Origin of the sequence: Streptomyces purpureus, assembly GCF_014648195.1 — a bacterium.
Taxonomy (GTDB): Bacteria; Actinomycetota; Actinomycetes; order Streptomycetales; family Streptomycetaceae; genus Streptomyces; species Streptomyces purpureus.
The window spans coordinates 75739-97316 of record NZ_BMQQ01000028.1 but is presented as its reverse complement, the minus strand read 5'-3'; the positions used below and the strand labels follow the sequence as shown (position 1 = coordinate 97316).

Annotated in this window: 24 protein-coding genes and 1 rRNA gene; 11 read left to right on the top strand and 14 right to left on the bottom strand. The window is 70.5% G+C overall.

Annotated elements, in window-relative coordinates:
- Positions 1 to 79 (top strand): 5S ribosomal RNA (rrf, locus tag IEZ01_RS28050); the annotation flags it as partial.
- A 90-nt stretch (positions 80 to 169) separates the two neighbouring features.
- Here the strand turns inward: rrf and IEZ01_RS28045 are convergent.
- Genes IEZ01_RS28045 through IEZ01_RS28030 form a run of 4 tightly spaced genes read right to left on the bottom strand, consistent with a single transcriptional unit; the run spans position 170 to position 3822 of the window.
- A complete protein-coding gene (locus IEZ01_RS28045; RefSeq protein ID WP_189204409.1) occupies positions 170 to 844 on the bottom strand; it encodes a response regulator in 675 nt (224 codons plus the stop codon).
- Positions 841 to 2112: a sensor histidine kinase gene (locus IEZ01_RS28040; RefSeq protein WP_189204407.1), complete on the bottom strand. Its 1272-nt coding sequence runs from the start codon at positions 2110 to 2112 to the stop codon at positions 841 to 843. The genes IEZ01_RS28045 and IEZ01_RS28040 overlap by 4 nt, the downstream gene beginning before the upstream one ends.
- A 10-nt stretch (positions 2113 to 2122) precedes the next feature.
- A complete protein-coding gene (locus IEZ01_RS28035) occupies positions 2123 to 2905 on the bottom strand; it encodes an ABC transporter permease (protein WP_019887567.1) in 783 nt (260 codons plus the stop codon).
- Positions 2902 to 3822: an ATP-binding cassette domain-containing protein gene (locus IEZ01_RS28030; RefSeq protein WP_189204404.1), complete on the bottom strand. Its 921-nt coding sequence runs from the start codon at positions 3820 to 3822 to the stop codon at positions 2902 to 2904. The genes IEZ01_RS28035 and IEZ01_RS28030 overlap by 4 nt, the downstream gene beginning before the upstream one ends.
- A 149-nt stretch (positions 3823 to 3971) precedes the next feature.
- Between IEZ01_RS28030 and IEZ01_RS28025 the strand changes: the two genes are divergently transcribed.
- Positions 3972 to 4526, top strand: a complete 555-nt coding sequence (locus IEZ01_RS28025; RefSeq protein ID WP_189204395.1) for a GNAT family N-acetyltransferase — start codon at positions 3972 to 3974, stop codon at positions 4524 to 4526.
- A 175-nt stretch (positions 4527 to 4701) separates the two neighbouring features.
- Here IEZ01_RS28025 and IEZ01_RS28020 read toward each other — a convergent pair whose 3' ends face one another.
- The 7 genes from IEZ01_RS28020 to IEZ01_RS27990 form a co-directional block, all read right to left on the bottom strand.
- On the bottom strand, positions 4702 to 6255 hold the full coding sequence (locus IEZ01_RS28020) for a P-loop NTPase family protein (protein ID WP_189204393.1): 1554 nt from the start codon (positions 6253 to 6255) through the stop codon (positions 4702 to 4704).
- A 3-nt stretch (positions 6256 to 6258) separates the two neighbouring features.
- Positions 6259 to 7656, bottom strand: coding sequence for an ATP-binding protein (locus IEZ01_RS28015; RefSeq protein WP_019887562.1), 1398 nt, complete (start codon positions 7654 to 7656; stop codon positions 6259 to 6261).
- A gap of 11 nt (positions 7657 to 7667) precedes the next feature.
- Complete coding sequence (locus IEZ01_RS28010) at positions 7668 to 9221, bottom strand: SCO6880 family protein (RefSeq protein ID WP_019887561.1); 1554 nt, start codon at positions 9219 to 9221, stop codon at positions 7668 to 7670.
- A complete protein-coding gene (locus IEZ01_RS28005) occupies positions 9218 to 10561 on the bottom strand; it encodes a hypothetical protein (protein WP_019887560.1) in 1344 nt (447 codons plus the stop codon). The genes IEZ01_RS28010 and IEZ01_RS28005 overlap by 4 nt, the downstream gene beginning before the upstream one ends.
- The gene (locus IEZ01_RS28000; protein ID WP_019887559.1) at positions 10551 to 11366 is read right to left on the bottom strand and encodes a DUF8175 domain-containg protein; all 816 of its coding nucleotides are present in this window, start codon (positions 11364 to 11366) and stop codon (positions 10551 to 10553) included. The genes IEZ01_RS28005 and IEZ01_RS28000 overlap by 11 nt, the downstream gene beginning before the upstream one ends.
- Before the next feature lie 114 nt (positions 11367 to 11480).
- Positions 11481 to 11789 carry a DUF8827 family protein gene (locus IEZ01_RS27995; RefSeq protein WP_017945892.1) on the bottom strand — a complete coding sequence of 103 codons (309 nt, stop codon included), beginning with the start codon at positions 11787 to 11789 and terminating at the stop codon, positions 11481 to 11483.
- Positions 11790 to 12071: 282 nt separating this feature from the next.
- Positions 12072 to 12650 carry a TetR/AcrR family transcriptional regulator gene (locus tag IEZ01_RS27990; RefSeq protein ID WP_019887556.1) on the bottom strand — a complete coding sequence of 193 codons (579 nt, stop codon included), beginning with the start codon at positions 12648 to 12650 and terminating at the stop codon, positions 12072 to 12074.
- A 101-nt stretch (positions 12651 to 12751) separates the two neighbouring features.
- Between IEZ01_RS27990 and IEZ01_RS27985 the strand changes: the two genes are divergently transcribed.
- From IEZ01_RS27985 to IEZ01_RS27975, 3 genes are all read left to right on the top strand, one after another.
- A complete protein-coding gene (locus IEZ01_RS27985; protein ID WP_189204391.1) occupies positions 12752 to 13669 on the top strand; it encodes an NAD(P)-dependent oxidoreductase in 918 nt (305 codons plus the stop codon).
- 39 nt (positions 13670 to 13708) lie between these two features.
- Positions 13709 to 14503, top strand: a complete 795-nt coding sequence (locus IEZ01_RS27980; RefSeq protein WP_189204389.1) for an SAM-dependent methyltransferase — start codon at positions 13709 to 13711, stop codon at positions 14501 to 14503.
- 111 nt (positions 14504 to 14614) lie between these two features.
- On the top strand, positions 14615 to 15337 hold the full coding sequence (locus IEZ01_RS27975; protein WP_229833253.1) for a class I SAM-dependent methyltransferase: 723 nt from the start codon (positions 14615 to 14617) through the stop codon (positions 15335 to 15337).
- A gap of 111 nt (positions 15338 to 15448) precedes the next feature.
- Here the strand turns inward: IEZ01_RS27975 and IEZ01_RS35750 are convergent, their stop codons facing one another.
- The gene (locus IEZ01_RS35750) at positions 15449 to 15571 is read right to left on the bottom strand and encodes a hypothetical protein (RefSeq protein ID WP_267907308.1); all 123 of its coding nucleotides are present in this window, start codon (positions 15569 to 15571) and stop codon (positions 15449 to 15451) included.
- Between the two features lie 222 nt (positions 15572 to 15793).
- Between IEZ01_RS35750 and IEZ01_RS27970 the strand changes: the two genes are divergently transcribed.
- Both IEZ01_RS27970 and IEZ01_RS27965 read left to right on the top strand, forming a co-directional pair.
- Positions 15794 to 16813 (top strand): C40 family peptidase, encoded by a 1020-nt coding sequence (locus IEZ01_RS27970; protein ID WP_028797707.1) that lies wholly within the window; start codon positions 15794 to 15796, stop codon positions 16811 to 16813.
- 262 nt (positions 16814 to 17075) lie between these two features.
- On the top strand, positions 17076 to 17783 hold the full coding sequence (locus IEZ01_RS27965; protein WP_189204387.1) for a phosphatase PAP2 family protein: 708 nt from the start codon (positions 17076 to 17078) through the stop codon (positions 17781 to 17783).
- Between the two features lie 138 nt (positions 17784 to 17921).
- On the opposite strand, the gene IEZ01_RS27960 is transcribed toward IEZ01_RS27965, so the two are convergent.
- Positions 17922 to 18092, bottom strand: coding sequence for a hypothetical protein (locus IEZ01_RS27960; RefSeq protein ID WP_019887546.1), 171 nt, complete (start codon positions 18090 to 18092; stop codon positions 17922 to 17924).
- 118 nt (positions 18093 to 18210) lie between these two features.
- Here IEZ01_RS27960 and IEZ01_RS27955 point away from each other — a divergent pair, with 118 nt between their 5' ends.
- Both IEZ01_RS27955 and IEZ01_RS27950 read left to right on the top strand, forming a co-directional pair.
- Positions 18211 to 19038, top strand: a complete 828-nt coding sequence (locus IEZ01_RS27955) for an SCO4651 family lipoprotein (protein ID WP_189204385.1) — start codon at positions 18211 to 18213, stop codon at positions 19036 to 19038.
- A gap of 189 nt (positions 19039 to 19227) precedes the next feature.
- Entirely contained in the window at positions 19228 to 19434 is a 207-nt protein-coding gene (locus IEZ01_RS27950) for a hypothetical protein (RefSeq protein WP_189204383.1), read from the top strand.
- A 5-nt stretch (positions 19435 to 19439) separates the two neighbouring features.
- Here the strand turns inward: IEZ01_RS27950 and IEZ01_RS27945 are convergent, their stop codons facing one another.
- Positions 19440 to 19829 (bottom strand): metal-sensitive transcriptional regulator, encoded by a 390-nt coding sequence (locus tag IEZ01_RS27945; protein ID WP_019887543.1) that lies wholly within the window; start codon positions 19827 to 19829, stop codon positions 19440 to 19442.
- A gap of 194 nt (positions 19830 to 20023) precedes the next feature.
- Here IEZ01_RS27945 and IEZ01_RS27940 point away from each other — a divergent pair, with 194 nt between their 5' ends.
- Together IEZ01_RS27940 and IEZ01_RS27935 are read left to right on the top strand one after the other, a co-directional pair.
- On the top strand, positions 20024 to 20644 hold the full coding sequence (locus tag IEZ01_RS27940) for a DUF47 domain-containing protein (protein WP_189204381.1): 621 nt from the start codon (positions 20024 to 20026) through the stop codon (positions 20642 to 20644).
- A gap of 5 nt (positions 20645 to 20649) precedes the next feature.
- A partial coding sequence (locus IEZ01_RS27935) for an inorganic phosphate transporter (protein WP_189204379.1) occupies positions 20650 to 21578 on the top strand: 929 nt, incomplete at its 3' end.

Sequence of the window (21578 nt, the reverse complement as noted above, 5' to 3'; positions counted from 1 at the left end):
TCCGAACCCGGAAGCTAAGCCTTTCAGCGCCGATGGTACTGCAGGGGGGACCCTGTGGGAGAGTAGGACGCCGCCGAGCAATCATTGTGGGAAAGCCCCGCACCTTATGGTGCGGGGCTTTCCTGCGTTCACCACCAATTTCATCACCAATTTCACCACCAGCCATCCATCAGGCCGGGGTCACCAATTGGGTGTCGTACGCCAGGATCACGGCCTGGACCCGGTCCCGTGCTCCCGTTTTCGCCAGGATGCGGCTCACGTGGGTCTTCACCGTCGATTCCGCGAGGTGCAGGCGTTCCGCGATTTCCGTGTTCGTCCAGCCCTGGCCGATGACCGTGAGGATCTCCCGCTCCCGTTCCGTGAGCGAGGCGATCCGGCTGTCCATGGCGGGTGAGGTGGTCGGCGAACCAGGGGTGGGCGGGAGGTGCTGTACGTACGCGTCCAGGAGGCGTCGGGTCAGGCTCGGGGCGACCACCGCGTCGCCGCTCGCGACCGCGCGGATGCCCGAGAGGAGCTCCTCCGGGAGGGCGTCCTTGATGAGGAAGCCGCTGGCGCCGGCGCGCAGGCCCTCGTAGGCGTACTCGTCGAGGTCGAAGGTCGTCACGATCAGGACGCGGGTGCGCTCGCCCGTGGCGACGATGCGGCGGGTGGCCTCGATGCCGTCCAGGCCGGGCATGCGGATGTCCATCAGGACGACGTCCGGGTGGTGCTGGTCGGTCAGGCGGATCGCCTCGGCGCCGTTGCCGGCCTCGCCGACGACGGTCATGTCGTCCTGGCTCTCCAACAGCATGCGGAAGCCGAAGCGTTGCATCGGCTGATCGTCCGCTATGAGCACGGTCGTCACGACGGGGTGTCCTCCAGGGGCAGTCGAAGATGGACGCGCCAGCCGCCGGTCGGCAGCGGGCCGGCTTCGAGTGTGCCGTCATAGAGCCAAGTGCGCTCCCGCATACCCGCAAGTCCCTGACCTGGCCCTGTCCCTGTCGAGTCGTCAACGTCCGTCCGTCGACCGGTGTCCGTCACGACGACCTCCAACTGGCCCTCTCCGTAGGAGAGGGCCACTTCCGCCGTTGCCGCCGGGCCGCCGTGCTTGAGGGTGTTCGTCAGGGCCTCCTGGACGATCCGGTACACCGTGAGCTGACGCCCGGCGGACAAAGGAGCTGGGCCGGCGGGGGCGTGGACGTGGTGGCGTACCGGAAGGCCCGCTGTCCGTACGCCGTCGATCAGGGAGACGAGGTCGTCCAGGGTGGGCTGTGGGGCGCGTACGGCCTCCGGGGGCTGGTCGCGCAGGACGCCGAGGAGGCGGCGGAGTTCGTCGAGGGCCTGGCGGCTGGTCGTACCGATGGCGCCGAGGGCCTGGGCGGCGCGTTCGGGGCTCTTGGCGGCCGCGTAGGAGCCGCCGTCGGCGAGGCCGGTGATGACGGAGAGGTGGTGGCCGATGATGTCGTGCATCTCCCGGGCTATACGGGTCCGTTCGGCAGCGGCGGCGAGCTGGGCCTGCTGGTCGCGTTCCACCTCCAGGCGGCGGGCCCGCTCGACCAGGGCGGCCGTGTAGTCCTGGCGGGACCGGACGGCCACCGCGAGCAGGGCGACCATGGCGTACGCCCAGATCGTCGGTACGACCTGCTGGTCCCAGCTGCCCTGCGGGTGACGGGCGGCGCCGATCACGAGCGGGAGGGTGATCGGGGCGATCGTCCACAACAGTGTGCGCAGGGGCAGGTGCAGGGCGATGTTGAAGACGATGACGGCCTGGAGGAAGTTGGCCTGGAGGAAGGCGCCCGACCAGGTGTTCACGACGGCTGTGGCCGCCATGAGGGTCAGGACCGTCATGGGGTGACGGCGGCGCCACAGCAGGGGCACGGAGAAGGCGAGGCTCATCGAGACGACGAGCCAGACGGGCACGCTCTGGTCACGGGCCAGGTTGCGCCAGCCGCCGGACGCGTCCACGAGGGCGGCGAACGTCCAGAAGAGGGTCAGCAGGGTGTCCCAGAGCCAGGGGCGGCGGCGGTCGACGGCGCGTACGTGCTGGACCTTCCGCTGGATGTACTGGCTCAGCGGCGGGGCGCCCGCGGTCCATTCCTGGTCCGGGGCGCCCTTCGTCGTCTCCGTGGTCACGCGGTCATCCTCATACGTCGCGGCGCTTGAGCAACAGGGCCGGTACGAGCAGGGCGGCCGCGGCCCAGAGCATCAGGGCGAGCAGGGCGGCCCCGGGGGTCGCGGCGTTCGGGAGCGGGTCGGCGGAGCCCAGGGCGCCGGCGGCCTGGGTCGGGAAGTACTTGATGGCGGTGTCGACGGCGTCGTACGGCAGCATGCCGAGCACCTCGGGCAGGACCATCACGCCGCCGATGAAGGCGCCGATCGCGCCCGGGACCGAGCGGAGCGCGGCGCCGAGGCCGAGGGCGACGACGGCGAGGAGGGTGACGCCTGTGGCGTTGCCCGCGACCGCGCCGAGGACGCCGGGGTCGGTGAGGGAGGCGGCCTGGTCGGTGTCGTTGAGGAAGAGCTGCGCGGTCAGGAAAGTGATCAGGGCGGTGGTCAGCGAGATCACGAAGACGGTGGAGGTGAAGACGGCGGCCTTCGCCCACAGGACGGGGAGGCGGGTGGGTACGGCGGTGAGGGAGGAGCGGATCATTCCGGTCGCGTACTCGCCCGCGGTGACCAGGATGCCGAGGACGGCGAGGCAGACGCCGCCGAGCTGGGATCCGTAGAGCGTGAGGATCACGGTGTCGACGTCAGAGTCGCCGCCGTCGCTGGTGTAGGTGGCGCCCATGAGGATGCCGACGCCGAGGACCAGCGTGGCCGCGGACAGGACGGTGATCCAGGTGGAGCGCAGGGTCCAGAGTTTGTGCCACTCGGAGCGCAGGACACGGGCGGGCGTGATCCGGTGGAGGGCGGTGGTGGTGGTCATGCCGCGGCACCTTCCAGGGTGGCGGAGTACTCCACCGAGTCGTGGGTGAGGTCCATGAAGGCCTGCTCCAGGGACGGGGTCTGGGGGGTGAGCTCGACGAGCGGGATGGCGTGGGCGGCGGCGGTGCGGCCGATGTCGGCGGCTTCGGCGCCGGTGACCTGGAGGCTGTCGACGGTGCGGGTGACGCGTACGTGCGGCTCGGCGGTGAGGAGGCCGAGGAGCCGGTCGGCCTCCGGGGTGACGACTCTGACCGAGCGGCCGCCGGCGTCCCGTACGAGGGCGGCGACGGTGGTGTCGGCGAGGAGCCGACCGCGGCCGATGACGACGAGGTGGTCGGCGGTCAGGGCCATCTCGCTCATGAGGTGGGAGGAGACGAAGACCGTACGGCCCTCGGCGGCGAGGGACTTGAGGAGGTTGCGGATCCACAGGACGCCCTCCGGGTCGAGGCCGTTGACGGGCTCGTCGAGGATGACCGTGGCCGGGTCGCCGAGGAGTGCGGCGGCGATGCCGAGGCGCTGGCCCATGCCGAGGGAGAAGCCTTTGATCCGGCGGTGGGCGACGTCGGTGAGGCCGGTCAGGTCGAGGACGTGCTCGACGCGGCGGCGGGGGATGCCGTGGGTGTGGGCGAGCGCCATGAGGTGGTTGAAGGCGGAGCGGCCGGGGTGCACGGAGCGGGCCTCCAGCAGGGCGCCGACCTCGGTGAGCGGGGCGGGGTGGCCGGCGTAGGCGCGGCCGCCGACGGTGGAGCGGCCGCCGGTGGGGGCGTCGAGGCCGAGGAGCATGCGCAGGGTGGTGGACTTGCCGGCACCGTTGGGGCCGAGGAAGCCGGTGACGCTGCCGGGGTGGACGGTGAAGTCGAGGTCTTGGACGACGGTCTTGTCGCCGTACTTCTTGGTGAGTTCGTAGGCGCGGATCATGTTTTCGACGGTAGGGATCGGGGGGTGGCGGATCGTCCGACCTGGGATGGCCGCTGGGCGGGGGGTGTAGTACCCGGGTACGACGGGGGCCGGAGAGGGCCCGGGGGAATGCGGTTGCCCCGCGGGCGGGTGCTGGCCAGGATTCCGTCATGGAACACGTGATACGGGCCATCAGGGCCGACGAGTGGGAGAAGGCCCGCGAGCTGCGGCTGGCGGCGCTGCGGGATCCGGTGGCGTCGGTGGCGTTCCTGGAGACATACGAGAGCGCTGTCGCCCGTGACGACTCCTTCTGGCAGGAGCGGACGGCCGGGGCGGCGGATGGCACGTCGGTGCGACAGTTCGTCGCGGAGGCGCCGGACGGGAGCTGGGAGGGGACGGTGTCGGTGCTGGTCGAGCGACCGGGCGAGGAGCCGCGCTTCGGCGAGCCGGCGAGCGTCGACCAGACGCATCTGGTGGCTGTCTACGTACGCCCCGAGGCGCGTGGGACCGGGGTGACGGACGAGCTGTTCCGGGCGGCGGTGGAATGGTCGTGGTCGCTTCCGGAGCCGGCGATCCAGCGGGTGCGGCTCTATGTGCACGAGGACAATCCGCGGGCGGAGGCGTTCTATCGGCGCTTCGGGTTCGTAGAGAGCGGAGAGACGGTGGGGGTGCCCGGGGACGAGGGGGCGCGGGAGAAGGAGTACGAGCTGAGGCGGGCCGGCTAGCGGCCTCCATGGCGGGCCTGCATGGCCGGGGTGCACAGGGTCGGCGGCGCGGCGAGGGGGCGTACGCGCCGGTGAAGGCGCCGCCTCGCACCGGCCGCGCGCCGGGCCCGCGCCGGCCTCGCATCAGCCGCGCGCCCGGGCCCGCGTCGTACGCGTTCTCCCGGCGCGCTCGGTCTCAGGGCTGGGGCAGCGGGTCCGGCCAGCGGGAGCGGCCCTGTTCGCGCGAGCGGAGCAGGACCAGGGCGGGCAGGCCCTGCTCCTGGCCCGCTGCCAGCAGCTCCGGAAGCCGGGGAAGCGGAGCCACGGCGGCGACGTCGTCGAGGACGAGCGTCATTGGTGGGTCGAGCCGACCGTCGGATGACCGTGCGGCCATGCGGCGGCCGTGCTCGACCACGCTTGAGGCGAGTGCGGTCAGCAGAGGCATCGCGCCGGGGCGGGAGCGCGGGTCCTCGATTGCTTCACCCACCACATACAGAGTGCCCCCCTCGTGCACGAAAGATTCCAACGTGAGCGAATCCGTTCGATTCGGGGTGCAGGCGTCCCTGATGTGGACCGACGAAAGCGCGGCGAGCGCCCGGCTCGTCAACTCCTGAGCCATTTCGCGGCGTTCCGGGTGGGCGGTCAGGGACGACTCCAGGAGCCCGGCCTGTCCGCCCGCGGCCTTGGGGTGCGTACGAAGGATCCGTACGGGCTCGTGCGCGCCCGCGCCCTGCGCCCAGCGGTGGACCTGCTTGAAGGGGCGGGCGTCCACGGCGGCGGCGTGCAGCCAGCAGCGCAGGAGCGTTTCCGCGGTGTCGGCCACGGCGGCGTCGAGCCGGGCGTGGGGACGTACAGGGGCGAGGAGCGCGACGGCCCGTTCCTGGGCGGTGTCGGGGTCCTCGCAGCCGGTGGCGGGGGACCAGTGGAGGCGGCCGGGGGTGTCGCAGAGGTGGCCGGGGTCGTAGACGAGGACGGGGCCGAGCTTGGTCCGGGCGTCCTTGGTGTCGCTCCACAGGGTGGGGTCGGAGGTGACGACGAGGGCTGGGCCTTCGGCGTCGTGGATGGCCTGGAGGGCGGAGGGGCGTCGGGTGGTGGCGTCGCCGTAGAGGAGGCGGGGGGTACGGGTCCGGGGGGCCGGGACGGTCACCGCCGCGGTGACGGGTTCCTGAATCGGGTCGGGCGCGGGGGCTGCGAGGGTCGCGGGCTCGGCGGCCGGCACGGCCTCGTACGCCGGCTGGTGCTGGGGCTCGGGCTGAGGCGGCTGCGGCTGTGCCGGTACGGTCCTGGACTCCGCCTGTACGGGACTGGGCGCGGGCACTGCGGCCGGTACGGTCCTGGACTCTGCCGGTACGGGGCCGGCCTCGGCCCGTACCGGCCTGGGCTCGGCCTTGGCTTCCGCGCGGCGCGCCGCCCGTACCGCCCGCCAGCGCGCCAGCGTGCCGAGCACGAACACCGTCAGGACCACCAGCACCATCGCTTCGCCGATGAGCAGGCCCCAGAACAGTCCGTATCCGGACAGCTGGCCGGCCGGGGTCTCCGGCCAGGCGGCCGGGAGGTCGTCGGGCCGGGTCACGAGGTCGCGCATGGCGAAGGGGGTGTTGGTGAAGGTCACCCCGTCCGGCCACGCGCCCTGCGCGAGGAGCCCCGCGACGCCCGTGGCCGTCCACACCATGAGCGTCAGACCGAACAGGAGGCCCAGCAGGCCCACCAGCAGACTGTCGGGGATCCCCCGTTCCTCCCTGGGCGGCATGCGTCAGGCCACCGTCGATTCGGGGGACTCGCTCAGCTGCTGCTGTTCGATCAGGGCAGCGCGCTGTTCCGTCTCCCATTCCAGCTCCGGGTCGTTGGACGACGACTCGGTCATGGCGCGATCGGTGTAGACGAGGGGGCGTTCGGCCTCGGTGATGAGGTGTTTGACGACCTGGACGTTGCCGTTGACGTCCCAGACGGCGATGCCGGGGGTGAGTGTGGGGATGATTTCGACGGCCCAGCGGGGCAGGCCGAGCACCCGTCCTGTCGCTCTGGCCTCGTCCGCCTTCTGGGCGTAGATGGTCCGGGTCGAGGCCATCTTGAGGATCGCCGCCGCCTCCCGCGCCGCGGCGCCGTCGACCACGTCGGAGAGGTGGTGGACGACCGCGACGAACGACAGGCCGAGGCGTCGGCCGAACTTGAGCAGACGCTGGAAGAGCTGGGCCACGAAGGGGCTGTTGATGATGTGCCAGGCCTCCTCGACCAGGAAGATGCGCTTCTTCCGGTCGGGGCGGATCCAGGTGTGCTCCAGCCAGACGCCGACGATCGCCATCAGGATCGGCATGGCGATGGAGTTGCGGTCGATGTGGGAGAGGTCGAAGACGATCAGCGGGGCGTCGAGGTCGATGCCGACGGTGGTGGGGCCGTCGAACATGCCGCGCAGGTCACCGTCGACCAGCCGGTCCAGGACGAGGGCGACGTCCAGGCCCCAGGCCCGTACGTCGTCTATGTCGACGTTCATCGCCTCCGCCGACTCCGGCTCCGGGTGGCGGAGTTGCTCGACGATGTCGGTGAGGACGGGCTGCCGGTCCGTGATCGTCTCGTTGACGTACGCGTGGGCGACCTTGAGGGCGAAGCCGGAGCGCTCGTCGAGGCCGTGGCCCATCGCGACCTCGATGATGGTCCGCAGCAGCGCGAGCTGGCCGGTGGTGGTGATGGAGGGGTCGAGGGGGTTGAGGCGGATGCCGTCGTCGACGGCGACCATCGGGTCGAGCCGGATGGGGGTTATCCCCAGCTGCTGGGCGATGAGGTTCCACTCGCCGACGCCGTCCTCGCCCTGGGCGTCGAGGACGACGACCTGGCGGTCCTTGAACCGCAACTGCCGCAGGACGTAGGTCTTCTCCAGCGCGGACTTGCCGTTGCCGGACTCGCCGAGGACCAGCCAGTGCGGGGCGGGGAGCTGCTGTCCGTAGAGCTGGAAGGGGTCGTAGATGTAGCCCTTGCCGCTGTAGACCTCGCGGCCGATGATCACGCCGGAGTCGCCGAGGCCGGGCGCGGCGGTCGGCAGGTAGACGGCCTGGGCCTGGCCCGTGGAGGTGCGGACGGGCAGCCGGGTCGTCTCGACCTTTCCGAAGAGGAAGGACGTGAAGGCTTCGGTGAGGACGGACAGCGGATCTCGCATCGGTCTGGCCCCTATCGGCGGATGCCGGTCGCGAACGGCAAGGTGTTCACAAAGGCCCGGTGGTGCTCGCGGTCGCACCACTCCAGCTTCAGATACGACTTGCCGGCCGAGGCCCTGATCGTCCGCTTGTCCCTGGCCAGGGCCTCGGGCGAACGCGACGACACAGTGATGTACCCGACGAGATTGACTCCTGCCGCGCCGCTGGCGAGATCTTCACCCCGCTGGTCGAGTCGGCCGTGCGCGGCGATGTCACGGGGGTCGACGGTCCGGTTCATCTTCGCCTGACGGGAGGCCTCGGCCTCGTCGTTGGTCTTCTCCGTCAGCATCCGCTCGATGGCGACCTCGGTGGGCTCCAGGTCCATGGTGACGGCGACCGTACGGATGACGTCGGGGGTGTGGACGAGCAGCGGGGCGAGGAAGTTGACGCCGACCGGCGTCATCGGCCACTCCTTCACCCAGGCGGTGGCGTGGCACCAGGGGGCGCGGGTGGACGATTCGCGGGTCTTGGCCTGGAGGTAGGTGGGCTCCATGGCGTCCAGTTCGGCCGGCCAAGCGTTTCGTTTCGTCATCGCCTGGATGTGGTCGATGGGGTGGTCCGGGTCGTACATGGAGTGCACGAGGGAGGCGAGTCGGCTCTGGCCGAGTGGCTGGCGGACCCGGATGTCGGCCTCGGCGAGCCGGGCGCAGATGTCGGTGAGCTCACGGGCCATGACGACGGCGAGGCCGGCGTCCTTGTCGAGCCGCTTGCGGCCGGAGGCGTGGGCGGCGGCGCGGGCCATGGCGTGGGCTTCGGCGGCGAGGTCGCGGGTGTAGTGCATGCAGGCGACGAGGTAGGCGCGGTGCTGCTCGCTGGAGGTGGAGACCATCGACTGGAGCTGGTCGTACGAATCCTGGAGCCAGGCCGGGGCGTCGCGGTCACCGCGCTGGGCGACGTCCTTGGCGTGGGCGTCGGGGTCGGCGGGGAGGGTGCGGGCGAGCATCTGAAGGCGGGTCACGAAGCCGTCGCCGTTGGCGACATGCTTGAGGAGCGTGCCGAAACGGTCCACCAGGGCTTCCTGGTCCTCGCTGTCCCGCAGCCCGACGCCGGGGCCTTCGATCTCGATGGCGGCGGTCACCGTGCGGCGGTCGGCGTGCAGCAGTACGGCGATCTCGTCGGGGCCGAAGGGGGCGGAGAGCCAGCTGATCCGGCCGATGCCGGGAGGCGGGCCGACCTCGATCTCCCGGCCGTCGAGGCGGGTGCCGGCCTCGACGGCGCCGGAACGGTAGGCCGTGCCGCGCTTGAGGGACCGCTTGTAGCTGCGGTTGATTTCGAACCACTTGTAGAAGGTCCGCTGCTTGTACGGGACGTAGACGGCGGCGAGCGCCAGCAGCGGGAAGCCCATGAGCAGCACGATCCGCAGGGACAGGACGGGGACCAGCAGTCCGCTCATCATGCCGAGGAACGCGCCGGCGATGATCAGCGCGATCTCGCCGGTCTCGCGGTTCTTGCCGACGATCGCGTTCGGCCTGGCCCGGCCGATGAGATACGTACGGCGGGGCGTGACCGGATGGGACTGGGTCGTCAACGCCCTCCACCTCCTGTGGGTCCTGTGCCTGAGCTCTTGCGGTTGCTGTGCGGGGTGCCTGTGGTGGGGCTGGAGCCGCTACGGGGCGGGGGCGCGGCGGAAGGGACGGATCCGCCACCGGCTCCGCCACCCGGGGCTGTGGACGTACGGGCGCTGTGCGCGGCGACGCCGCCGGCGAGCGGGTTGCCGGGCCGGGCGCTGCCACCACCGCCGCCTTCGGCGCGGGTGCTGTGGGTCTTGATGCCCTGGGAGACGAGGGCGGCGGGCGAGGAGATGACGGCCGCGGCGGCGTTCTCGGTGCCTTGGTGGAGGCGGTTGTTGCGGGAGGCGATGATCTCGTCGCCGAAGCCGGGGACGAAGCGATAGATCATCGCGGAGGCGAAGATGGCCAGCAGGATGATGGCGAGCCCGGAAACGACGGCGGAGAAGGAGTTCGGCCCGTCGCCGGAGGAGAGCGCGCCGGCCAGTCCGAGGACGATCACGATGACCGGCTTCACGAGAATGACGGCGATCATGATGCCGGCCCAGCGGCGGACGTGGCCCCACATGTTCTTGTCGACGAGTCCGGCGTAGACGACGACGCCGAGGAGGGCGCCGACGTAGAGCAGGACGGCGCGCAGGAACAGCTCGAGGTATAGCACACCGGCGGCGAGCACGGTGACGAGCGACACGATGATCAGCATGATCGGCCCGCCGCCGATGTTCTCGCCCTTCTGCAGGGCCTGCTTGAAGCTCCCGAAGAAGACGTCGGTCTGCTCGCCGGTGCCGGAGGCGATGACTTCGGTGACGGCGTCGGTGGCGGAGACGACGGTGTAGAGGATCAGCGGGGTGAAGGCGGAGGCGAGGACGGTGAGCCAGAGGAACCCGATGGCCTCGGAGAGGGCGGTGGCGAGGGGGACGCCGCGGATGGCGCGCTTGGCGACGGCGAGCAGCCAGAGGAGGAGGGTGAGGAAGGTGGCGGCGGCGAAGACGACGGCGTAGCGGGCGAGGAAGGTGGGGTTGGTGAAGTCGACGTCGGCGGTTTCTTTTACGGCGGTGGAGAGGTGGTCGACGATGGTGACGGCGGCGTCGGCGCATCCGCGGGCGAGGGAGGAGAGGGGGTCGAGGGCGGAGGTGGGGTCGGCGGGGGAGCGGTTGGGGGTGGCGGGGCCGGCGCCGCTGTCGCAGTACTCCTTGGCAGGGCCGATGAGCAGGTCGCACGGGTCATTGCTCGTGCTGGGCGACGGCGTCGGGGTGGGCGTAGGTGCCGCGGTGGCACGGGCCGCGAAGACGAAGGCCGCAGTCTGCGCGGCAATGAGCGCGGTGACGAACGATCGGGCCAGCTTGGGGCTACCGGGCATAGGTGAAGCCTCCGAACTCCTCGACGGCCTTGCTGATCTCGTCGGAACTGGAAGCGGCGATGTCTCCGGGGACCGGGGCCGGCCCGTTCTTCTGGCTGTCTGCGGTGACCCGCCAGCCCTTGTCCACCCAGCGCAGGTCGAAGGTCCACGTCTTCCAGGCGGTACTCACCGGGTCGGTAGAGTTGGGGCCGGACATCCCGATCAGGCCCGTGTACCAGACCGACACCCGCGCGGTGTCACCGCCGAAGCTGTCCACCTTGGTGCCGACGGGAATCGTGCGGGAGACGAACGTGCTTCCCTTCGGCGGGTTTCCGTCCGCGTCGAGTCCGAGCTTCTTGAGGAAGTCCGCTGAGTAAGCGGCATCCTGAGGCCCCTTCAAGCGGGCTGCGGTCTCCGCGGCGTAGATCGTGTCCACGATCTGGTGGCGGCTGACCCGCTTGAACATCCCGTCAGAACCCAGCGCCACCGCGTAATTCGCCGCCGCGCTCTGCGCCCCCTGCTCGTCCCGGGCGAACCCCGACGCGATGCCCCCGTTCTTGCCCGCGACCGGTTTCGTGCCCGAGGCGGCCGTGGTGGAGGCGGACGGGGTGTCGGCGGAGTCGTCCTTGCCGTCGTCGCCACGGTTCGCGAATGCGATGGCCGCGATGAGCAGGACGACCACGCCGACGACCGTGATGAGCGATCTCGAGGTGCGGGCCGGGCGGCGTGGGGGGGCGTAGGGGTCGGCGGTGTCGGGGAGGCGGGTGCGGGTCTGGCCCGTGCCTCCCATGCCGTCGAAGCCGTCGTTCTCGTTGCCGAGGCTCATGACGGGTTCGTCCCCTCCTCCGCTGGCGGGTTCTCTTCGGCCGGTCGGGGCCGTGCTGTGTGGTGACTGGACATCAGGGAGACGCAACCTCGGGAGTGGGGGGCCGCGGGGTGGCTAGACGGCCATCCCGTACACGATGGTGAAGAGCGTCCCCAGCGAACCGATGATGAATACACCGGTCAGGCCCGCCACGATCAGGCCTTTGCCCTGTTCGGCGCTGAAGGTGTCCCGGAGTGCGGTCGCGCCGATGCGCTGTTTGGCCGCTCCCCAGATCGCGATGCCGAGGCAGAGGAGGATGGCCACCGCCATCACGACCTCGATCATCACGCGGGCCTCGTTGCCCAGGCTTCCGAAGGGCCCCCAGTTTGGGGCGATTCCACCGATGATGGTGGTGATGTCGCCTTTCTCGGCCGCCAGGTACATGTAACTCACCGCCCCTGTTGGGTAGTTCGTCGCCCCTGCCGGATGGCATGGGTCGTCGACCCTATCTTCGCTGATGAAACCGCCCACGTATGCCGACTTGGCGGCTCTCTTTACCCGATTCCCGCACGCGTGACCGAGCCGACCGCCCTGACCTGCGGTGGGTGGACCGGTTGTATGTGAGGAGCCGTATGGTCACTCTGTGTATCACGGGGGGTGACTGCGGGCAATGACTGTCGTTGGTGCACCTTTGGGGCGCATACGTGTGGGGTTGGCGGGGCCCGGTCAGCGGTATGAGGCGACGAGGCGCGACAAGTGACGGCCCGCCAGGAGAAGCGGGGTGTCGTCGCGGTTGACCTGGGCGGTCACTTCGGCGCCTTCGAGGGTGTTGATGACCGTCACCGCGAGGTTGTGGGCGTCCTGGGCCGGCAGGCCGCAGCGCAGGAGTTTGTCGGCGACCTGGGCCTGCCAGGCGCTCAGGGCGGTGGCGCAGGCGCGCTGGATCTCGTTGTCCGTGCCGAGGGTCTCCAGGGCGGCGGCGGTGACCGGGCAGCCGTCCGTCCAGCCTGACGCGCGCAGTTCGGTCGCCAGTACGCGGGCGCAGGCCTCGACGGCGGCGGCCGGGTCGTCCTCGCTGTCGAGGGCGGTGCGCAGGACCGCGGCGAACTCCTCGCGGCCGTACTCCATCGCCGCGACGGCCACCGCTTCCTTTCCGCCCGGGAAGAAGTGGTAGACGGAGCCGAGGGTGGCCTCGGCCTCCTTGGCGATCTGCTTGATGCCCGTGCCTACGTAGCCCTGCCGCTGGATGAGGCGGGCGGCGGCGACGACGATGCGGTCACGGGTGCTGGTCTGCGCGGCGGGCATGACGGAAGCCTATCCCGCTATTGGGTAGAGCGTTCGTTCTAGAGCTGCTACGGTCAGTTCGCGCTCTGGATAGAGCGTTCGTTCTAGAGGGGGTTTCATCGATGGACACGAGGCAGACCACGCAGACCACGCAGACCACGCAGACCACGCAGACGACTCGCCGGCCCGTCACCGTCATCGGTCTCGGGCCCATGGGGCAGGCCATGGCCGGTGCCTTCCTGGACCGCGGGCACCCCGTCACGGTGTGGAACCGCACCCCGGCCCGCGCCGACGGCCTTGTGGCGCGCGGGGCGGTACGGGCCGAGTCCGTACGGGACGCCGTCACTGCCAGCGAGCTGGTGGTGCTCAGCGTGATCGACTACGACGCGATGTACGCGACCCTCGGCGGCCTGGACCATGACGCCTTCGCCGGCCGCGTCCTGGTCAACCTCAGCTCCGACACGCCCGACAAGGCGCGCGCGGGCGCCGCCTGGGCCGCCGCGCGCGGCGCCGCCCATCTGACCGGCGGTGTCCTCACCCCGCCCTCCGGCATCGGCAGCGCCGACTCCGCCACGTACTACAGCGGCCCCAAAGAGGTCTTCGACGCCCACCGCACGGCCCTGGAGGCGCTGACGACGGCCGACTACCGGGGCGAGGACCCGGGCCTCGCGGCGCTGCTCTACCAGCTGAACATGGTCATGTTCTGGACCTCCCTGACCAGCTACTGGCAGGCGGTCGCCCTGGCCGGCGCCCACGGCCTGACGGCGGGCGACATCCTGCCGCTCGCCACCCGCGCGCTGGACCTGACGCAGTTCCTGGAGTTCTACACGCCCCGCGTCGACGCGGGCGACCACTCCGGCGCCGTGGACCGGCTCTCCATGGGCCTCGCCAGCGCGCGGCACGTCCTGGACACCGTCAGGGACGCGGGCGTCGACGGCACCCTCCCGGCAGCGGTCGTCGACCTCTTCCGGCGAGGAGTGGAGGCCGGGCACGCGGCCGACAGCTGTTCCAGCCTCGTCGAAGTCCTGTCGAAGTCCTGAAGGAGGCGGCGGAGTAAGGGAGTTGGTTACGGTGGGCGGGTGACCGACGACATCCGATCGAGGATCGACACGAGCAGGCCGCACACGGCGCGGATCTGGAACTACTGGACCGGCGGCAAGGACCACTACCCCGTCGACCGCGAGGCGGGCGACCGGATACGGGCCCTGCACCCTGGGATAGGCGACTACGCCCGCGCCGACCGGCTGTTCCTGGGGCGGGCGGTGCGACACCTGGCGGCGGAGGCGGGCGTCCGGCAGTTCCTGGACATCGGTACGGGGCTGCCGAGCGCCGACAACACCCATGAGGTGGCCCAGCGCGTGGCACCCGAGTCCCGGGTCGTCTACGTGGACAACGACCCCCTCGTCCTCGCGCACGCCCGCGCCCTCCTGGTCGGCACGCCCGAGGGCAGCACCGACTACCTCGACGCCGACCTGCGCGACGTCGACACGATCCTGGAGCGCGCGGCCCGCACCCTCGACCTCAGCAGGCCCGTCGTGCTGATGCTGCTGGGCGTGGTCATCTTCGTCGAGGACGACGAGGAGTCGTACGACATCGTGCGCCGCCTCATGGACGCCCTGCCGTCCGGCAGCCATCTGGTGCTGTCCCACACCATCACCAGCCCGGCGATGCCGGACGTCGACGCGGCCGTCGCCTTCTGGAACGAACACGGCACGCCGCGGCTCACCCAGCGCACCCCGGACCAGGTCGCCCGCTACTTCGACGGCCTGAAGCTGCTCGACCCCGGTGTGGTGTCCTGCTCGCACTGGCGCCCGGAGGGCGACGAGCTGCCCGCGGAGGTCGCCATGTACGCGGGAGTGGGCCACAAGCCCTGACGGGCCGCGGCGCACCCGGCCCCCTGCCCGCCCCCAGCCGGCGCCCCCACGTCCGGCCCAATGCGGCGGCCGCGTCCGTGCCGTCCGGCCGGCCGGGGGCGTTCACCGGCCATGGAGCAGTACGACATGATCGGGGCGCGCTTCGAGGAGTCGAAGTCGACCGCCGCCTTCTCCGCCGCCGACACCTTCACCCTGGCCGCCGCGCTCGGCGACGTGTTGGACCTGGCCGTCCTCGACCTCGCGTGCGGATACGGGTACAACACGCGGCTGCTCGCCGAGCGCGGGGCGCGCAAGGTGCTCGGCGTGGACATCTCGGAGGAGATGGTCCGCCTCGCCCGGGCACACGAGGCCCGCCGGCCGCTCGGGGTCGAGTACCTGGTCTCCGACGTGGCCCGGCTGCCGCGCCTGGAACCCTTCGGGCTGGCCACGGCGGTCTACCTGTTCAACTACGCGCCGAGCCGGGCGGCGCTGCGGGACATGTTCCGAGCGATTCACGCCAATCTCGCCGCCGGTGGCCGTCTGCTGGCGATCGTGCCCAACCCCGCCCCCGTACCCGAGGACGACTGGGAGGTGTACGGCGTACGCCGGCTCGAGCGGATCCCGAGCGGCGAGGCGCCGCTGCTGCGCATGGAGTTCCTGACCGAGCCGCCCACACCGTTCCAGCACTACGAATGGCAGCTCGCCGACTTCGAGCGCGCGGCGCGCGACGCGGGCTTCGCCGTGGTGGGATGGCAGCCGGTCTCTCCGCCGCCGCCGGACGAGGAGCGTGACGAGTCGTTCTGGCAGGTGTATCGGGAACGCCCGATCAGCTCGTTGATGACGTGCACCGCGTGACGCGCAGCCGTATCTCGTGACACCCGCCCGTACGTCGTGACGTACGCAGGGCGGGGTCCGGAAACCGTCAAAACGACGACTCCGGCCCCGCCCTGTCGGCCAGTCAGCCGGCTACTGGATGGCCACCATGTAGCCGAGCAGCGCGACGGCCACCGCGATGAGCGCGATGAACACCACCGTGGCGGTCGTTCCCCCGGCGTCTCCGCTTCGGCGAGCGGTCGCCCTGTTCTCCACGTTCCCCACCTGTATCTCCTGTGTTGCCCGACCCGCCGTTGGTCGTCGGCGGGCGCTTTTCCTCGCAGCTTTCCCAGCTGCGTGACACACAGTAATGGCTACTGGTCCAGACCACAGAGGAGGGGGGTCTCTCGGCCTCACCTTCCCGTCCACCCCTGAAATCCGGGTGCGCCGCCTAGACTGATGGGCGGTGGACTGCCAGGAGCCGAGGGGTGGTTGACGGTGCGTAAGGCGTGGGTGGTCACGGGGATCGCCATCGGGGCCTGCCTCAGCTTCGTCGCGCTCCTCGTCGTCGGCACCTACACCGCCGCCGCCGGTCTCATCGGCGGCGCCGGCAGCGGCAAGAACGGCACGGTCGCGCTGGCCAAGGGCGCCGTACCCGCCGCGTACCAAGGGCTCGTGCAGAAGTGGGGGAACCTCTGCCCGGCCATCAATCCGGCCCTGCTCGCCGCCCAGCTCTACCAGGAGAGCGGCTGGAACCCCCGGATCGTCAGCCCCGCCAACGCCCAGGGCATCGCCCAGTTCATCCCGGGCACGTGGGCGAGCCACGGCATCGACGGGGACAAGGACGGGGACCGCGACGTATGGGACCCGGCCGACGCCATCCCGTCCGCCGCCTCGTACGACTGTGAACTCGCGGGGTACGTGAAGAAGGTGCCCGGCGACCCCACCAACAACATGCTCGCCGCCTACAACGCGGGGGCGTACCGGGTCATCAAGTCGGGCGGCGTCCCGCGCATCAGTGAGACGCAGAACTACGTCCGCATCATCAGGAACCTGGAGAAGAGCTTCGCCCGCCCCGTCGGGCGCGTGGAGCCGTCGCGGCAGGCCGCCGGGGCGATCTACTTCGCGCAGAAGAAGCTCGGCACCAAGTACCTGTGGGGCGGCAACGGAACGCCCGAGCAGGGCGGGCGGTTCGACTGCTCCGGGCTCACGCAGGCCGCGTACCGCACCGTCGGCATCGAGCTGCCGCGCGTGGCCAACGACCAGTACAACGCCGGACCGCACCCCTCGCGCGACGAGCTGCTCCCCGGGGACCTGGTCTTCTTCTCCGACGACCTGACCAACTCACGGGCCATCAGGCACGTGGGGCTGTACGTCGGCGGCGGATACATGATCAACGCGCCCTACACCGGGGCCGTGATCCGCTTCGACAAGATCGACACACCGGACTACTTCGGGGCGACCCGGGTGACGAAGGAGGGGGCGGCCGCGCTCCCGACGGGGCTTCCGCAGGCCTGAGGGGTTGCCCGACGGGGTTGTCCGAGGGGTTCCGGCGGGATGTCCGGCGGTGGACGTGATGTCCGGCGATGTCTGACACGCCGTCGGACGTGGCCGGAACTCTCCGTAAACCCAAGGCCCTGAGCTGCGGCAACGCGTCACTCTTCGATAACGTCATGGTGATTTTCGGTGGAGAGTGGAACGCGGGAGCGGAGCAGATCGTTCCCACATCTGACCACATCTGACCACGGGGGTTGGAACACTAGGCAAGGGGCAGCAGCAGATGGCTGGACTCGCATCGGATGGTTCGAGCCCCGATGTCAGCCTGCTCTACGACATCAACGGGCTGGCCAAGGACGCCCCGACGTGGTTCGACCGCGTCATGGAGTTCGTCGGCGAGTACGGAATCCTGCTCGCGATGGTCCTCGTCGTGCTCTGGTGCTGGTGGAGCGTGCGCCGCCAGGGTTCTCTGAGCGACTCCGTGACCGCCGTCGCCGGTCTCGTCTGGGCGCCGCTCGCCGCCGGTATCGCGCTGCTCGTGAACATCCCGATCCGCGGCTTCGTGGAACGGCCGCGCCCGTTCCTCGACCACCAGGGACTGGAAGTCCTGGTGGAGGGCAAGACCGACTACTCCTTCGTCAGCGACCACGCCACGATGGCGATGGCCATCGGCGTCGGCCTCTTCGTCGCCCACCGGAAGTTCGGTCTCGCCGCCATCGGTCTCGCCCTCGCCGAGGGCTTCTGCCGGGTCTACATGGGCGTGCACTACCCCACCGACGTCGTCGGCGGCTTCGCGCTCGGCACGGCCGTCGCGCTGCTCCTCGCGCCGCTCGCGCTGGCGCTGCTCACCCCGCTGGTGTCGGCCGTCGCCGGGTCGAAGCTGGCCGGTCGGCTCGTACGGTCCCGTAAGGCCCCCGCCTGGGAGCGGGCCGAGCACCTGGACATCCCCGAGCCGCGGCTGGACAGCGGCGAGAACGACCTGGCGGCCTGAGCGGGGCGGAGCCCGCCCTGCTGCGGATCTACGCGACCTGAGCCCCGGTCCCTGAGGCCGACCGGCCCGTCCCCGCCCCCGGTCCCTGAGGCCGGCTGGTCCCTCCCCGACCCCTGCCCCGTCCCTGAGTCCCGCCGCTCAGTCGCCGTCCCCGGCGTGGCCCGTCGCGTCCGTACGTGCCCGGTCGCGGGAGCGGCGGGCCGGGCCCGACCAGCCGCAGCTGCAGCGGGCCATGCAGAAGGAGCCGCGTTCGACGGTCGTGGTCCGGTGGACGGCGGTGGCGTCGTCGGGTGGGGCCTGCTGATGCACCCCTCCACGGTACCCGCCCGCGGGTCCCGTCCGGCGTGACGGGGAGCCCGGGTGGTCGTTATCCGGGCGAGCGGTGGTCTCGGGCAAACAGCGGTCACGCGTTGGGGGTTGGCAGGCGATGGTGGTGCAGCAGCACAGGCTCAGGTGCGGGGCGGTCGCCGCGGCCGTCGCCGTGGTGGGGGTCGTGGCCAGCGGGTGTTCCGGCGAGGCCGGGGCCCGGACGGAGACCGCGCCCGGCGGGGACCCCGGGCACACGGTCCGTACGGCGTCGGACGTGCTGGCGAGGGCGGGTACGTCCAAGGCGCGGACGTCCATGGAGATGGCGGCCGGCGGGACGCGGGTCACCATCAGGGGCGAGGGGGGCTATGACTTCCGTCGCGCGGTCGGCCGGCTCAAGGTCGTGCTGCCCAAGGACGCCGCGGGCGCCAGCGAGCACCGCCCCATCACCGAACTCCTCGCGCCCGGCGCGCTCTACATGAAGAACCGCGGCGCGGGCGTCCCCGCCGACAAGTGGGTCAGGATCGACACCACGACCCTGGCGGACGGCAACCTCGTCACCGGCGGGGCCACCGACCCCGCGGCCGCCGCCGAACTGCTGCGCGGCGCGCGGCAGGTGTCGTACGTGGGACAGGAGCGGCTCGCCGGGGTGGACGTGTGGCACTACCGGGGGACCACCGACATCGCCCATGCCGCGAAGGCCGCCTCGCCGCAGGTGCGCGGGGCGCTCGCGGCCGCGGCGAAAGGGTTCGCCAAGGACAGCGTTCCGTTCGACGTCTATCTGGACGCGGAGGGGCGGCTGCGGAAGGTGCGGCACCAGTTCAGCGTCGTGAACCAGGGCCGTACGGTCGCGGTCGCGTCGACGACCCTGCTGTACGGGTTCGGCGTACCCGTCGACGTACGGCTGCCGGACCGGCGGGACATCTATGCCGGGAAGATCAAGGCCTGATCCGGCCAGAATCTCCGCGGCGGCGGAAGATGGGCCGCCGTGGGCGTGATGGCCGGAAACAGGTGGTCCGTGCACGGCCCCGTGGGGCCATTCCCGGCCTCCGAAGAATGGTCCGGACGTGCCATGCGCGGAATGTGTCCCGATCCCTACCTTAGGAAGTCGACACCGGCCGGGAAGAGGTGACCGCGCGTGGCTCCGCCCAGTTCGACGACCGTCCAGGACCATGTCGCGCTCGCCGAGATCGAGCTGTGCGGTGAGCTGATGATCGCGGCGTCGGCCGCGGACGGGGAGCGGCTCAGTGCGGACCGGATCGACGAGGTGCTCAGGGTGGCGGCCGACCGGCTCGCGGGCCCGGCCCCCCGGTCGGTGGAGCGCCGGGGTGGCCCGCCCCACTAGGGCTGTCAGGTCCGCATCATCCGGGCGATGGCCTTGGTGGCCTCCTCGACCTTCGCGTCGATCTCGTCCCCGCCCTTGAGGGCGGCGTCCTTGACGCAGTGCCGCAGGTGCTCCTCCAGGAGCTGGAGCGCGAAGGACTGCAGGGCCTTCGTGGAGGCGGAGACCTGCGTGAGTATGTCGATGCAGTAGACGTCCTCGTCGACCATCCGCTGCAGGCCGCGGATCTGGCCCTCGATCCGGCGCAGCCGCTTGAGGTGCTCGTCCTTCTGCTTGTGGTAGCCGTGCACGCCGTGGTCGTGGTCCTGGGCGTCGTCGGCGGGTGTGCCGTCGGCCGGGGTGGCCGCGTCGGTGGCGGGGTCCGTGACCGTAAGGCCGGTCGCCTCGGTGGTCGTCATCGCGTCCTCCCGTTGTCCTGAAAGGTTTTCTATACCCCTCGTGGGTATATGGTACCGATCCCCGTCTACCGCTGTGGGGGGCCGTGCGGAACACTGTGCCTGATGGGCGACACTGAAGGGACGCCGGTTAGCCGTGGCCGGATGATGCGCCTAGCATCAGCCTGACCGAAACCCATGCACCCCGAGGACCCCACGTGCGATTTCGTCTGACCCCCAGGGAGACGAGCTTCTACGACATGTTCGCCGCGTCCGCGGACAACATCGTTACGGGCTCGAAGCTCCTGATGGAACTGCTCGGGGCGGACTCGTCCGCCAGGGCCGAGATCGCGGAACGGATGCGGGCGGCGGAGCACGCGGGGGACGACGCGACCCACGCGATCTTCCACCAGCTGAACTCCTCCTTCATCACGCCGTTCGACCGCGAGGACATCTACTCCCTCGCGTCCTCCCTCGACGACATCATGGACTTCATGGAGGAGGCCGTCGACCTGGTCGTCCTCTACAACGTCGAGGAGCTGCCGAAGGGCGTCGAGCAGCAGATCGAGGTGCTGGCGCGGGCGGCCGAGCTGACCGCCGAGGCGATGCCGCATCTGCGGACCATGGAGAACCTCACCGAGTACTGGATCGAGGTCAACCGCCTTGAGAACCAGGCCGACCAGATCCACCGCAAGCTCCTCGCGCACCTCTTCAACGGCAAGTACGACGCGATCGAGGTGCTCAAGCTCAAGCAGATCGTGGATGTGCTGGAAGAGGCCGCCGACGCGTTCGAGCACGTGGCGAACACGGTGGAGACCATCGCCGTCAAGGAGTCCTGAGCTTCGTGGACACCTTCGCTCTGGTCGTGACCATCGGTGTCGCGCTCGGTTTCACCTATACCAATGGGTTCCACGACTCGGCGAACGCCATCGCGACGTCGGTGTCGACCCGCGCGCTGACGCCGCGGGCGGCGCTCGCGATGGCGGCCGTGATGAACCTCGCCGGTGCCTTCCTGGGCAGCGGGGTCGCCAAGACCGTCAGTGAGGGCCTGATCGCGACGCCCGAAGGCTCGCGCGGCATGGGGATCCTCTTCGCGGCGCTCGTCGGAGCGATCGTGTGGAACCTGGTCACGTGGTACTTCGGCCTGCCGTCCTCGTCGTCGCACGCGCTGTTCGGCGGCATGGTGGGTGCGGCGCTGGCCGGTGGGACGGATGTGATCTGGTCGGGAGTCGTCGACAAGATCGTCATCCCGATGTTCGTGTCGCCGGTGGTCGGCCTGATCGTGGGCTACCTGGTCATGTGCCTGATCATGTGGATCTTCCGCAAGGCCAACCCGCACAAGGCGAAGCGCGGTTTCCGGATCGCCCAGACCGTGTCGGCGGCGGGCATGGCGCTCGGTCACGGTCTGCAGGACGCGCAGAAGACGATGGGCATCGTGGTGATGGCCCTGGTCATCGCCGACGTGGAGGACGCGGGCGACCCGATTCCGGTCTGGGTGAAGATCGCGTGCGCGGTGATGCTGTCGCTGGGTACGTACGCGGGTGGCTGGCGCATCATGCGCACCCTGGGCCGCAAGATCATCGAGCTGGACCCGCCGCAGGGTTTCGCGGCGGAGACGACGGGCGCGTCGATCATGTTCGGCTCGGCGTTCCTCTTCCACGCGCCGATCTCGACGACGCATGTGATCACCTCGGCGATCATGGGCGTCGGCGCGACGAAGCGGGTGAACGCGGTGCGGTGGGGTGTCGCCAAGAACATCATCCTCGGCTGGTT